This is a genomic window from Blautia sp. Sow4_E7 (genome assembly GCF_052116245.1).
Classification (GTDB): Bacteria; Bacillota; Clostridia; order Lachnospirales; family Lachnospiraceae; genus Blautia_A.
Window position 1 is genome coordinate 41,460 of sequence record NZ_JBQKLL010000017.1, and the last position, 13,830, is coordinate 55,289.

Genomic DNA, 13,830 nt, shown 5'->3' on the forward strand with positions numbered 1-13,830 from the left:
CACTTACACATTCAATAATTTCAGATTAAGCAGAAGCCTGCTCTGCTTTCTCAACTTCGGCGATTGCCTGTTTTCTCATAGGGATACGGCAGTTCTTGTTGTTACCGAACTCTACGATCACATCTTCTTCTGTCATGTCGATGATGACACCGTAGAAGCCGCTTGTAGTTACAATGCTGTCACCTACAGCCATATCGCTGAGCATAGCCTGTACTCTCTTCTGCTCTTTCTTCTGAGGTCTGATCATCAGAAAATACATAATACCGAAAAGTACAACCAGCCATACGATGGTAAATCCCATACTCATTCCGCTTGATGCGTCCATTTGCTAATCCTCCTGTATCTTACTCTCACGCTCTGCCTTTATTGCCAGCGCATTATAGTATACTATACACAAAAAAGCCCGATTCTTCAAGTAGTTTTGCTATTTTTTATATTTATTTCAGAAATCCCTGCTGTTTACAACTTTCACAGCAACATGCTGCAATTTTATCATTTCGCATATCTGCTGTTTATCTTGCCCTCTTCAAATCCAGCCAGGCGCATTTCCTTATATTCTGCAAAATTGCCCTGATCCAGTGCATCCCGGATTTCTTCCATCAAGTGGTTATAGAAATACAGGTTATGCAGCACACAAAGACGCATTCCCAGCATTTCCTTGGCTTTCAGAAGGTGACGGATGTAGGCTCTGCTGTAATGCTGGCAGGCCGGGCACTGGCAGCCTTCCTCGATAGGCTTTGGATCCAGCTCGTACTTGGCATTGAACAGGTTCAGTTTGCCGTGATTGGTGTAAACATGTCCGTGGCGTCCGTTACGGCTTGGGTAAACACAGTCGAAGAAGTCAATTCCTCTTGCAACGCCTTCCAGAATGTTTGCCGGAGTACCAACTCCCATAAGATAGGTCGGTTTATCCTGTGGAAGATGAGGAACTACTTCGTCCAGAATGTGATACATCTGCTCATGGGTCTCCCCTACTGCCAGACCGCCAACTGCGTAGCCGTCCAGATCTAATTTGGAAATAGTATCTGCATGTGCAATACGGATGTCCTCGTAGATTGCTCCCTGATTGATTCCAAAAAGCAGCTGCTCTTTGTTCACTGTGTCCGGCAGGCTGTTCAGTCTGGCCATCTCTGCCTTACAGCGTTCCAGCCATCTGGTGGTGCGGTCTACAGAAGCCTGCACATATTCTCTGCTTGCCACACTGCTTGGACATTCGTCAAACGCCATAGCAATGGTGGATCCAAGATTGGACTGGATCTGCATGCTCTCCTCCGGTCCCATGAAGATCTTGTGACCATCAATGTGAGACTGGAAATAAACGCCCTCTTCCTTGATCTTGCGAAGGCCAGCCAGGGAAAATACCTGGAAACCGCCGGAATCGGTGAGGATTGGTCTGTCCCAGACCATAAATTTGTGAAGGCCGCCAAACTCCTTGATCAGCTTGTCTCCTGTTCTTACATGGAGATGATAGGTATTGGAAAGCTGCACCTGGGTTCCGATATCCTTCAGATCCATGGTAGATACCGCACCCTTGATGGCACCAACCGTTCCCACGTTCATGAACACAGGCGTCTGGATGGTTCCATGTACAGTTTCAAACTGGGCACGCTTGGCGCGGCCTTCTGTTTTCATAAGTGTATATTTTGCCATATGTGAATCCTTTCTCGATTTGAAATGTTGATTTTCAAAAAATTTCTTTCCTTCATCTTTTGTTTTACACTTACGAAAGAGTGTAAAACCATGGCAGAAAACTTTATATATTATAGCCCGAAATCACTGAAAATTCAACACTTGCAAGAAGAATCCTTGTTAAACTTTTACATTGCCATTTAAGCTCCCTTATCGTATAATATTACGGAATATCTTCACTGAAACATTAACATATATAAATAAGAAAGTTTGGGGATATTTTTTGTCCCACGCACATGGCACAAACAGCATGTACACAAACGAGGAGGCATATTTTTTACATGAGCAATAAATACACATTAGGAATTGACATTGGTTCTACCACTGTCAAAATTGCAATACTTGACGAAAACGACACCCTGCTTTTCGCAGATTACCAGCGTCATTTCGCCAACATTCAGGAGACCCTGGCTGAGCTTTTGGAAAAGGCCTATGGGAAACTTGGAGAGCTTACCCTTCATCCGGTGATCACAGGATCCGGCGGACTTACCCTTGCCAATCACCTGGGCGTACCTTTTGTCCAGGAGGTTATTGCAGTGTCCACTTCCCTTCAGAAGATCGCACCCCAGACAGACGTAGCCATCGAGCTTGGCGGCGAGGATGCCAAGATCATCTACTTCGAAGGCGGCAATATTGAGCAGCGTATGAATGGTATCTGTGCAGGCGGTACCGGTTCCTTCATTGACCAGATGGCATCCCTGCTTCAGACAGACGCCACCGGACTGAATGAATATGCGAAGAATTACAAGGCCCTTTACCCAATCGCAGCCCGCTGCGGCGTATTTGCCAAGACAGATATCCAGCCCCTGATCAACGACGGTGCTACCAAGGAAGACCTTTCCGCTTCCATTTTCCAGGCTGTTGTAAACCAGACCATTTCCGGTCTTGCCTGCGGTAAACCGATCCGCGGACATGTTGCTTTCCTTGGCGGTCCCCTTCACTTCCTGGATCAGCTGAAGGCAGCCTTTATCCGTACCCTGAAGCTGGATGACGAGCACGCCATCACACCGGAGAATTCCCATCTTTTCGCAGCCATGGGTTCTGCCATGAATGCCAAGGATGAAGTCACTGTTTCTCTTACGGATATGACAAACCGCCTGAAGAATTCCATTAAGCTGGACTTCGAGGTAGAGCGTATGGAGCCTCTTTTTGCTACAGAGGAGGACTATGAGGCATTTAACAGGCGTCAGAGTGCTTACCAGGTAAAGAAGGGCGATCTTTCCCAGTACCACGGCAACTGCTATCTGGGAATCGATGCAGGTTCCACCACTACCAAGACTGCTCTTGTAGGCGAGGACGGAACCCTGCTTTACTCCTTCTACAGCAATAATAACGGAAGCCCTCTTAAGACTGCCATTCGTTCCATTCAGGAGATCTACAGCATTCTTCCTGAGGATGCCCACATTGCTTTTTCCTGTTCCACAGGTTACGGCGAGGCACTGATGAAAGCTGCCCTGCTGCTGGATGAGGGCGAGGTTGAGACCGTTTCCCATTACTATGCAGCAGCTTTCTTTGATCCGGAGGTTGACTGTATCGTAGATATCGGCGGCCAGGATATGAAATGTATCAAGATCCGCAACCAGACCGTAGACAGCGTACAGCTGAACGAGGCATGTTCCTCTGGATGCGGTTCCTTTATTGAGACATTCGCCAAGTCTCTGAACTACTCCGTACAGGATTTCGCCAAGGCAGCTCTTTTTGCAGAGCATCCTATCGATCTTGGAACAAGATGTACCGTATTTATGAACTCCAAGGTAAAGCAGGCCCAGAAGGAAGGCGCTTCCGTAGCTGATATTTCTGCAGGTCTTGCATACTCCGTTATCAAGAACGCCCTTTACAAGGTTATCAAGGTTTCCGATGCCAAAGAGCTGGGTCGTCACATTGTAGTACAGGGCGGAACCTTCTACAACGACGGTGTTCTTCGAAGCTTTGAGCGAATTGCAGGCTGTGAAGCCATTCGTCCTGACATTGCCGGAATCATGGGTGCCTTCGGTGCTGCCCTCATTGCCAAGGAGCGCTACCACGCAGAAGGCCGTGAGACTACCATGCTTTCCATTGACAAGATCAATGAGCTGAAATACACCACCTCCATGGCGAACTGTCACGGATGTACCAACAACTGCCGTCTTACCATCAACAAATTCACCGGCGGACGCCAGTTTGTAAGCGGCAACCGCTGTGAGCGCGGTATTGGTAAGGAGAAGAATAAGGATCATATCCCGAACCTTTACGAATATAAGTACAAACGGCTTTTCTCCTACGAGCCTCTTTCTCCGGATAAGGCCACACGAGGAAAAGTTGGCATTCCCCGAGTTCTGAATATGTTTGAGAACTATCCTTTCTGGTACACCTTCTTTACAGAGCTGAAATATCAGGTAGTGCTTTCTCCTACCTCTACCAGAAAGATTTATGAGCTGGGTATTGAGTCTATTCCAAGTGAATCCGAGTGTTATCCGGCCAAGCTTGCCCACGGACATGTGACCTGGCTGCTTCGAAACGGTGTGAAGTTTATTTTCTACCCCTGTATTCCTTACGAAAGAAACGAGTTCCCGGATGCAGTTAACCATTACAACTGCCCGATCGTTACCTCTTATGCGGAGAACATTAAGAACAATGTGGACGAGCTTCACGATCCGTCCATTACCTTTATGAACCCGTTCCTGGCCCTGACCTCTGAGGAGATCGTTACCAAACGGCTCACCGAGATTTTCCCGGATCTCCCGGCTGCTGAAGTGAAAGCAGCTGCTCACAAGGCATGGGATGAAATGGCTGCCGTACATAAAGACATTGAGAAAAAAGGCGAGGAAACCCTTCAGTATCTGAAGGAAACCGGCCTCAGAGGTATTGTGCTTGCAGGACGTCCTTACCACATTGACCCGGAGATCCATCATGGTATCCCGGATCTGATCAACAGCTACGGAGTGGCAGTCCTCACTGAAGATTCTGTTTCCCATCTGGTACCGGTTGAACGGCCCATCCGTGTCAATGACCAGTGGATGTACCATTCCAGACTGTACGCAGCCGCAAACTTTGTCAAAACACGAGACGATCTGGATCTGATCCAGCTGAACTCCTTTGGCTGCGGACTTGACGCGGTCACCACAGATGAGGTTTACGAGATCCTGGATGGCAGCGGCAAGATTTACACCTGTCTGAAGATTGACGAGGTAAACAACCTTGGTGCAGCAAGGATCCGTGTCAGATCTCTTCTTGCCGCCCTTCGTGCAAAGGATGCCCAGAAGAAGATCCGTGACATTAAACCATCTTCTATTGAAAAGGTTGTGTTCACCAAGGAAATGCGAAAGGATTACACCATCCTCTGCCCGCAGATGTCACCAGTGCACTTCTCTCTTCTGGAAGCTGCCTTTAATGCAAACGGCTATCATCTGGAGGTTCTTCCAAATGATAATAAGCATGCCGTTGATGTAGGTCTGAAATATGTAAACAATGATGCATGTTATCCTTCCCTGATCGTTGTTGGACAGATCATGGACGCCCTTTTGTCAGGCAAATACGACCTGAATAAGACGGCTGTTGTCATGTCCCAGACTGGCGGTGGATGTCGTGCTTCCAACTATATTGCCTTTATCCGCCGTGCCCTTAAGAAGGCTGGAATGGAGCAGGTTCCGGTTATTTCCATTAACTTAAGCGGTCTGGAGAGCAATCCTGGATTTAAGCTTACCCTTCCACTTGTGAAGGCAGTTGTGTATGCGGCTGTATTTGGGGATATCCTGATGAAGTGTATTTACCGTATGCGTCCATACGAGCTGGAGAAAGGTATTGTAAACCGCAAGTATAAGATCTGGGAAAAACGTGTGATCGCATTTGTTTCCGGAAGTTCCTTAAGCCACAGCCAGTTTAAGAAAATGTGCCGGGAAATGGTGCATGATTTTGATACCATTCCGATCAGCGATGAAAAGAAGCCTCGTGTTGGTATTGTAGGTGAGATTTTGGTTAAGTTCCTTCCGGCTGCAAACAACCATCTTGCAGAGCTTCTGGAGGCGGAAGGCGCTGAGCCGGTTGTTCCGGATCTGATCGACTTTATGTCCTACTGCTTCTACAACCAGAACTTCAAGGTTGAGAATCTTGGATTCAAGAAATCTAAGGCGTTCCTTGGAAATATGGGTATTAAAGCCATTGACTGGGTTCGTAAGACTGCAAATGAGGCACTTGCAGAGAGCCGTCACTTCCATCCCACTGCGGATATCCGTAATCTGGCAAAGATGGCAAGACCGATTGTTTCCGAGGGTAACCAGACTGGTGAAGGCTGGTTCCTGACCGGTGAAATGATGGAGCTGATCCATGATGACGTTCCGAATATTGTTTGTATCCAGCCATTTGGCTGCCTGCCGAACCACATTGTTGGTAAGGGTGTTATCAAAGAGATCCGCCGTCAGTATCCGAAGGCGAATATTGCAGCCATCGACTACGACCCGGGTGCAAGTGAAGTTAACCAGCTGAACCGAATTAAATTGATGCTTTCTACTGCGCAGAAGAATTTGAAGGCGGAGGAAGAAAAAAACGCGTAAATTTTTAGTAACATTTTATTTCTTTTTGTAAATGGACATGATATACTTAATGTGTTGCTGCCCCAGACTGGCAACAGAAAGGGGGTGCATACATTGAACAATATCATTTCCTTTATAATCGCTGTTGCGGCTGGTGGAGCCTGCCACTACATCATCAAATGGTTAGACAGTGATAAATAACAGCAACTAGCCTCGGTTAGTATTCCGAAAAAATGCAAAAAGAAAGCCCTCAGAGCTGCAACTCTGAGGGCTTTTGCCTTACATTGAATATATCATTTCCTTTTGCCTAACGGCATTATAGCATATGCACATCAAAAAATCAATATACCCTATCTTTAAAATTATTTTCTTGCATTTTTAGAATGGCAGTTTTCCAGCAATTTTCTTCAAATAAGCGCCGCCTGGCATCATGGCAAATTGTTCATCGGATGGCTTGCTTACAGCAAGGTAAACAATGAAGTAGATGATTACGCCCAGAACTACTGCAATTCCAAGACTGATAAAGTTGGAATGGATCAATTTGTAGATTCCGTAGTAGGAAAAGCCTGCTACTACTGCCATAGGCACAGAAGCCAGAAGCGGATTCAGGTATGCACTTCTCCATGGATTCTTATACTGCATGTACTGCTTCATGGCGCGCTCATTTAAGAGACACATTACCACTGCATAGATGATCATTGCCACTACAATGGCATAAACGCCAAGATCTGTTGCAAAAAGCAGGATTGCCATAGCAACTACGTCCACAACCAGGGCAATGGCTGCATTGATCATCGGGATGTTCGGCTTGCCGATTCCCTGAAGTACACCATTGGAAATGTTGGAGTTTCCATTGAGGATAATGGTAATCACACCAAGCATCATCAGCTGGGCTGCTGCACCCTCTGTTCTTGGGAAAAGAAGGCGGGTGATGGGGCCTGCCAGAACCGCCAGACCTACTGCACAAGGGATGGAAATAAACATGCTGATCCAGGTAGCGCGGTCGATCTTATCTCTTGCGCTGTCCATATCCCTCTTGGCATACTGGGCAGAAACCTCCGGGATCATGGAAGTAGGTGCTGTGCTTGCAAGAGTCAGCGGAATGTTGATCAAGGTCATATAGTAACCATATTCTGCATAAAGGCTTGTGATGGTATCATGATCGATACCCTTGAATCCCTGGATGCCGGAATACATGTAACTGTTGATAAAACCATTTACATTATAAATAGAAGAACTGAGTATGATCGGCATTACAATGAGGACAATATTTTTCATTACTTCACTGGTAGCCTCATCCCGTGAATGGGTGTCACGAGCCAGTCTCTTTTTGATGTTTTTACGGTTTACCCAGTATACGAAAAGCATGAAAAGTAATGCAGATGCAACTCCGGCTCCGGTTCCCATTGTGGCTCCGGCAGCGCCCCAGGCGTTTCGCACAGATTCCTCTGCACCGCTGAACTTATTCAGCATGACTGTAGACATCAGGATTGCAAAAACTGCTACGAAGCACTGCTCCACGATCTGGGACAGTGAGGTGGGAAGCATATTTCGATATGCCTGGAAGTAGCCTCGGAAGGTTCCCAGAATTCCGGAAAGGAAGATGGTCGGCGCCAGCATTTTCAGGGCAAGGCGTGCGCCGGACATGGATTCCGGTACCAGAATGGAAGAGCCAAAGAGACAGAAAAGTGCCACCACACCTCCCATTATGATTACATACAAAAGTGCGCAGTGGAATACCTTCTGGGCATCTCTATAGCGCTTAAATGCCAGCTTTTCCGCCATGATCTTGGATACCGCCTGCGGAATACTGAAGGAGGCGATCATCAGCAGGATGAAGTATACGTTCTGGGCATAATTGAAAAGGCCCATACTGCTGTTTCCAAGGGTGTTGGAAAGCGGACTTTTATAGAGCATTCCGATGATCTTGGAGATCAATGCTGCGATCATCAGGAAGGATGCATTTTTTACAAGTGTGTTATCGTTCTTTTTCCCCATTTCTTATTGTTCCTTTTTTATATTTTCAATTTGCCAGTCAATGGGGGCAAGCCCGTTTTTCTCCAGAAATTCATTGGTCTGGCTAAAGTGCCTGCATCCGAAAAATCCTCTTGACGCAGACAGCGGGCTTGGATGTGCAGCGGTGAGTACCAACTGCTTCGGATTGTTCAGCATTGCTTTTTTCATCTGGGCAGGTCTTCCCCAGAGAAGGTATACGATTGGGCGGTCTTGTTCATTCAGGGTCTGAATAACGGCGTCTGTGAATTGTTCCCAGCCGATTCCTCTGTGGGAGAATGCCTGGTGTGCACGGACGGTGAGTACAGTGTTCAAAAGGAATACGCCCTGTTTTGCCCATTTTTCCAGACAGCCATTGTCTGGGATGTAGCAGCCAAGATCACTGTGAAGTTCTTTGTAAATGTTTACCAGGGACGGCGGGATGTCTACGTCTTCTCTTACGGAGAAGCAGAGGCCGTTGGCCTGACCGTCGTTATGGTAGGGGTCCTGGCCCAGGATTACAACTTTTACATCGTTCAGGGGTGTGTATTCGAAGGCGTTGAACATGTCCTGGGGCGGGGGGAAGATCTTCTTGGTGCGGTATTCTTCCATTACTGTTTTATATAGTTTGGCGTAGTAGGGCTGATGAAATTCATTCTTCAGCGCTGCCTGCCAGTCTCCTGATATCTGACCCATTTTAAATGTCACCTCATCTTTTGTATTTTACTATTTTATCTTCGTACCGGAACTCCCTTTTCTGCCAAATAATCCTTTACTTGACTAATTTCCAGTTCTTTGTAGTGGAACAGGGATGCTGCGAGGACGGCGTCGGCGCCGCCGGCGGTGAGGCCTTCGTAGAAGTGTTCCAGGGTGCCGGCACCGCCGGAGGCGATGACGGGGATGGATACAGCAGCGGATACGGCGCGGGTTAAGGGGATGTCGTAGCCGGCTTTTGTACCGTCGCAGTCCATGCTGGTCAGAAGGATTTCTCCCGCTCCAAGGGCTTCCACTTTCTTCGCCCATTCAATGGCGTCAATACCTGTGTCCAGGCGGCCGCCATGTTTATAGATGTTCCAGCCACCGTCAGGGCGGCGTTTTGCATCAATGGCAACAACTACGCACTGGCTGCCGAATTTGTCTGCTGCCTCGCGGATCAGCTCCGGACGGTCGATGGCTGCAGAGTTTACAGAGATCTTGTCGGCGCCCTCACGAAGAAGCTTTTTGAAATCATCTACCGTGCGGATTCCGCCGCCCACTGTAAAAGGAATGAATACGTTGGCTGCTACTTTTCGAACCATATCAACTACAGTATCACGCTGTTCACAGGAGGCGGTAATGTCAAGAAATACCACTTCGTCTGCTCCTGCAGCGTCATAGGCCTTAGCAATCTCAACCGGATCTCCAGCGTCTTTCAGGTCCACGAAATTGACGCCTTTCACCACACGACCGTTATTCACATCCAGACAGGGAATAATTCGTTTTGTAAACATGATTATGCCTCCTTCCCAAGCTTTGCAAAGTTCTCCAGTATTTTCAGCCCGTATTTGCTGCTCTTCTCCGGGTGGAACTGGCAGGCGAACAGGTTGTCTTTTTCAACGGAGGCATGAATGGTAACACCATATTCTGTAGTCGCTTTCACGATTTCTGGCTCTTCTGCCTGAAGATAATAGGAATGGACAAAATAGACATAGGTTTCTTCCGGGATTCCTTTAAACAGACGCCCGTCGTTCTGAAGGTGAAGGGAATTCCAGCCCATGTGTGGGATCTTAAGCCCGGGAGCCGGGGGAATCTTCACGATCTTACCTTTCAGAAGGCCAAGCCCCTCCACTCCTGGAGTCTCATCGCTGGACTCAAAAAGCAGCTGCAGTCCCAGGCAGATCCCAAGGAACGGCGTTCCCTTCCCTGCGATCTCTTTGATCACAGGGACAAGTCCGAATTTATTCAGATTATGCATAGCGTCTCCAAAGCTTCCAACACCTGGAAGTATTACCTTATCCGCACTCAATAGTATCTGGGGATTCCTGGAAACAACAGTTTCCTCTCCAAGATAATGAAGGGCTTTTTCCACACTCTTTATATTACCTGCGTCGTAGTCGATAATTCCAATCATTCGGACTCCTCCTGTTGTCTGTATTTTATACCGCGCATCCTATGCACAGCACGTTTCTGTCATTATGCGAATCCTTTATCCATCCATCTTTCTTACTACCATAATATTCTTTGAATATATGGCTTCACATTCTTACAGTATAACGCAAAAACAGGCGGTTGCAAAGAGCTAATTCCCTGCTGCCGCCTGTTTTGTTAGTTTGTACTGTCTTGCCTGATTAGCACTGATTTTTTTATGAAAAATTACAATTATCGTCTTTTTTCCAGCAACCTTTCCTTTGCCAAAAAAATTCTCTGCGCCTTACTTCCGGTCCAGCGTAAACCAGAACTCCACACCATTGTCAAAATTCTGCACACCGTACTGCTGGTTCATGCCTTCCATAATGGCCTTTACAATGGAAAGTCCGATTCCACTGCCGCCGTACTCTCTTGTACGGGCTTTGTCTACCTTGTAAAACTTGTTCCACAGATTTGGAAGGTCAGCCTCCGGGATCGGGGTTCCGGTGTTAAATACGGTTACTTTTACTCTGTCCTCCTGCTTCTGGACTTTGATCTCCACGATCTTTTCCCCATCCAGATGATGCAGGGCATTGCTTACATAGTTGGTCACAACCTCTTCTGTCTTAAACTCATCTGCCCATACATAAAGAGGCTCGGTCTCATTAAAGATCACCCGGGCTTCCTTCTGCTTGATCATAATGTCCATAGTGGAAAGGACACCTTTGATCAACGCTGTCAGGTCAAACCGCTCCATAACAGCTGCATCTTTTCCAGATTCCAGCTGGTTCAGGGTAAGAAGATTCTTCACCAGCTTGTTCATCTTGGAAGCTTCGTCGATAATGACATCACAATAGAAATCCATGCTCTCCGGATCATCGTTGATGTTCTCCTTCAGGCCTTCTGCATATCCCTGCACAAGTGCGATTGGAGTTTTCAGTTCATGGGAAACATTATCCAGGAATTCCTTTCGCATCTCATCGATCTTCACCTTATTTTCAATATCTTTCTGCAATTCGTTGTTCGCAGATTTCAGCTCGGAAATGGTCTGTTCCAGCTGGCTGGACATTTTGTTGAAATTTTCACCAAGTACATCAATTTCGTTGCCAGCTTTACTCTTATATCTGGCCTCAAAATCAAGATTTGTCATCTTGCTGGTCAGCTCGGTTAGCTCGGAGATCGGTCTTGTCAGCCTTCTGGTGACTGCCATAATGCACATTCCACTTATCACAATAATGATAATTCCTACAAAGAAATAAAATTTATTGGAAATATCTGCACTTTCACGAATGCTCTCCAACGGGCTTCTGATCAGGAAATAATTGCCGTTGTCAAATTTGCCCCAGCATTCTACGTAATCCATTCCTACGAAACGGTCGTGTACCTGCTGGACTACGCAGTTATCGGTTTCTTTCAGGATCTTGCCCTTGCCGTTGTCCATATCCAGGTCACTGGCATAACCGAAGAAAAGCTTGCTGCGGAGCTGGTCCTCATTCTCTGGCCAGCAGAGATACTTAGTATTGTCCTCATTGATCAGAACCCAGGTCAGATTATTCCGGGAGCTTGCCTGAATCAGCTCCGATGGCAGATCTGCCTGCTCACTTTCCCCATCGTCATCTGTCATGGAATCTGCATCAATTTGACTTAAAACATCTTTTGCATCCAGAAGAGTGTCTGTTTTCTTGGACACATAATATTTCTCCAGAAAAACGCCGTTGATCACAAACATGGTAAGGATGGACAGGAAAAGAAGCCCAATAAAGGTAAAGGTGATCTGGTGCTTTATGGAGCGGATTTTCTTTGGCTTCTTCATCATTCCACCTCAAACTTATAGCCCATTCCCCATACGGTTTTTATATATTCCCCTTTGTCTCCCATTTTGCTTCTCAGCTTCTTCACATGGGTATCAATGGTTCTGGCATCTCCGAAGTAGTCATAATTCCATACCGAATTGAGGATCTTCTCTCTGGAAAGAGCGATTCCCTGATTTTCCAGGAAATAGGTGAGGAGTTCGAATTCTTTAAAGCTGAGATCCATTGGCTTCTCGTCTACGGTCGCAAGATGGGCTGCCTTGTCGATCACAATACCGCCTGCACTGAGCACATCTTCGGCTCCGGCCTGACCGGTACGGCGAAGGATGGCTTCTACTCTTGCAACCAGGATCTTCGGGCTGAATGGCTTGGATATGTACTCGTCCACACCCAGGTCAAAACCAAGGAGCTCGTCTCTTTCATCTCCTCTTGCGGTCAGCATGATGATGGGCACTTTGGAATTCTTGCGCACCTCACGGCATACTTCCCAGCCGTCCATTTTCGGCATCATAACATCCAGGATGATCAGTGCGATATCCTTTTCTTTATAAAAAATATCCATGGCCTCCTCGCCATCTCCGGCTTCCAGAACCTGGAAATTCTTTTTGGTCAAAAAGTCTTTTACAAGCTTTCTCATTCGGCTTTCGTCGTCCACTACAAGGATTTTTAATGCATCCATATCTCTTCCTCCTTATTTTCCCTAAACGGATTTTCTCTGAAGCGTCTTGGCTTTCCTGTCTGATCCGTAATTGTGATCTGTAATTTTATGGTTATAGTACCAGACGAGTATGATGATTTTGTGAACGTCGGGCTGTATTTTTCTGCATTCACAAAATTTTTATATATAAGATCTAAAGCTTAAAAGATGTAAAAGATCAGAACATGAGCAAAAGCTTCGGATTACGTTTCTTCTACAAACCATTTTCATAAACATCATTAATGGTGGCCTGGGCGTGTTCTGACGCTTTCTTTTCCATAATGGCATTGCGGTCGCTTAAAATAGCAAGCATTTCATCTGCCACGTCTTCCATTCTCGGACTTGTAACACGGTAAAGATATCCAAGCATGCGCGTGGCAGTATAATCTGTAGTCATATATTTATATGCAATTTCCCGGCAAAATTTATCCGGGTAACCTTTTTCCTGTAAAGCTTTATAGAGTTCGCGGGTACGGTCAGATGGCATGAAATTGCTCCTTTCACTAGAGCATGTTTGAAAAAGGCTCCAGTTTTTGATTTCAATATTATACTATATTTCACGCTGCTTTCACAACCTTTTCACAGATGACTTTTTTACATTTTTGTGGTATTCTAAGAACAGTGACAGAAATCAGACAAGCATCTGATTTGCAGAAGCGAGGCAAAACCGGGAGAGCTGATTTTGCCCGCGTAAATATAATAGTTACTGGTCACGCTTCGGTCAGTAACATATAGCACATTTAGAAAGAGGGAATTTTCATGCGTCAGGAAAGTTTTAAAATGGAGCGCCCGGGACTGGTGAAGCCAGGTGATAAGGTTCAGATCACAGAATATCAGTCTTATATGAATTATAGCTACATCATTGAGCCAGCCGTAGCCATGTCCGGCTGTTATCCGAACTCACGGAGAATCAAGGCGAAAGAAGGCACGATTGTCAGTGTGGAGAAGGCTCCCCTTAGCGGATATGTGGTGATTGCGGAATTTGAAGAATAACAATTTTCCCTTCTGAGCCACGCTAAGAGCATAC

The 13,830-nt window shown here is 46.4% G+C and carries 11 protein-coding genes; 2 read left to right on the forward strand and 9 right to left on the reverse strand.

The window, feature by feature from the left end; all coding sequences use genetic code 11:
• Nucleotides 1–25: 25 nt before the first annotated feature.
• Nucleotides 26–325 carry a preprotein translocase subunit YajC gene (gene yajC / locus ACTQ50_RS11065; RefSeq protein ID WP_118584184.1) on the reverse strand — a complete coding sequence of 100 codons (300 nt, stop codon included), beginning with the start codon at nt 323–325 and terminating at the stop codon, nt 26–28.
• A 167-nt stretch (nt 326–492) separates the two neighbouring features.
• Nucleotides 493–1,650 carry a tRNA guanosine(34) transglycosylase Tgt gene (tgt, locus tag ACTQ50_RS11070; protein ID WP_441484255.1) on the reverse strand — a complete coding sequence of 386 codons (1,158 nt, stop codon included), beginning with the start codon at nt 1,648–1,650 and terminating at the stop codon, nt 493–495.
• 320 nt (nt 1,651–1,970) lie between these two features.
• On the opposite strand from tgt, the gene ACTQ50_RS11075 reads away from it, so the two are divergent.
• A complete protein-coding gene (locus ACTQ50_RS11075) occupies nt 1,971–6,218 on the forward strand; it encodes an acyl-CoA dehydratase activase-related protein (protein WP_441484256.1) in 4,248 nt (1,415 codons plus the stop codon).
• 357 nt (nt 6,219–6,575) lie between these two features.
• Here ACTQ50_RS11075 and ACTQ50_RS11080 read toward each other — a convergent pair whose 3' ends face one another.
• From ACTQ50_RS11080 to ACTQ50_RS11110, 7 genes are all read right to left on the reverse strand, one after another.
• Entirely contained in the window at nt 6,576–8,195 is a 1,620-nt protein-coding gene (locus ACTQ50_RS11080; protein ID WP_441484257.1) for a putative polysaccharide biosynthesis protein, read from the reverse strand.
• 3 nt (nt 8,196–8,198) lie between these two features.
• Nucleotides 8,199–8,885, reverse strand: coding sequence for a uracil-DNA glycosylase (gene ung, locus ACTQ50_RS11085; RefSeq protein WP_441484258.1), 687 nt, complete (start codon nt 8,883–8,885; stop codon nt 8,199–8,201).
• 35 nt (nt 8,886–8,920) lie between these two features.
• Nucleotides 8,921–9,679 (reverse strand): imidazole glycerol phosphate synthase subunit HisF, encoded by a 759-nt coding sequence (gene hisF, locus ACTQ50_RS11090; protein ID WP_441484259.1) that lies wholly within the window; start codon nt 9,677–9,679, stop codon nt 8,921–8,923.
• Nucleotides 9,680–9,681: 2 nt separating this feature from the next.
• Nucleotides 9,682–10,299, reverse strand: a complete 618-nt coding sequence (gene hisH / locus ACTQ50_RS11095; protein WP_441484260.1) for an imidazole glycerol phosphate synthase subunit HisH — start codon at nt 10,297–10,299, stop codon at nt 9,682–9,684.
• 300 nt (nt 10,300–10,599) lie between these two features.
• Nucleotides 10,600–12,111 carry a HAMP domain-containing sensor histidine kinase gene (locus ACTQ50_RS11100; RefSeq protein ID WP_441484261.1) on the reverse strand — a complete coding sequence of 504 codons (1,512 nt, stop codon included), beginning with the start codon at nt 12,109–12,111 and terminating at the stop codon, nt 10,600–10,602.
• Nucleotides 12,108–12,785: a response regulator transcription factor gene (locus ACTQ50_RS11105; protein ID WP_441484262.1), complete on the reverse strand. Its 678-nt coding sequence runs from the start codon at nt 12,783–12,785 to the stop codon at nt 12,108–12,110. The genes ACTQ50_RS11100 and ACTQ50_RS11105 overlap by 4 nt, the downstream gene beginning before the upstream one ends.
• 232 nt (nt 12,786–13,017) lie before the next feature.
• Nucleotides 13,018–13,290, reverse strand: a complete 273-nt coding sequence (locus ACTQ50_RS11110) for a hypothetical protein (RefSeq protein ID WP_441484263.1) — start codon at nt 13,288–13,290, stop codon at nt 13,018–13,020.
• Between the two features lie 272 nt (nt 13,291–13,562).
• Here ACTQ50_RS11110 and ACTQ50_RS11115 point away from each other — a divergent pair, with 272 nt between their 5' ends.
• The gene (locus tag ACTQ50_RS11115; RefSeq protein WP_226821125.1) at nt 13,563–13,796 is read left to right on the forward strand and encodes a hypothetical protein; all 234 of its coding nucleotides are present in this window, start codon (nt 13,563–13,565) and stop codon (nt 13,794–13,796) included.
• The last annotated feature ends 34 nt before the right edge of the window (nt 13,797–13,830 follow it).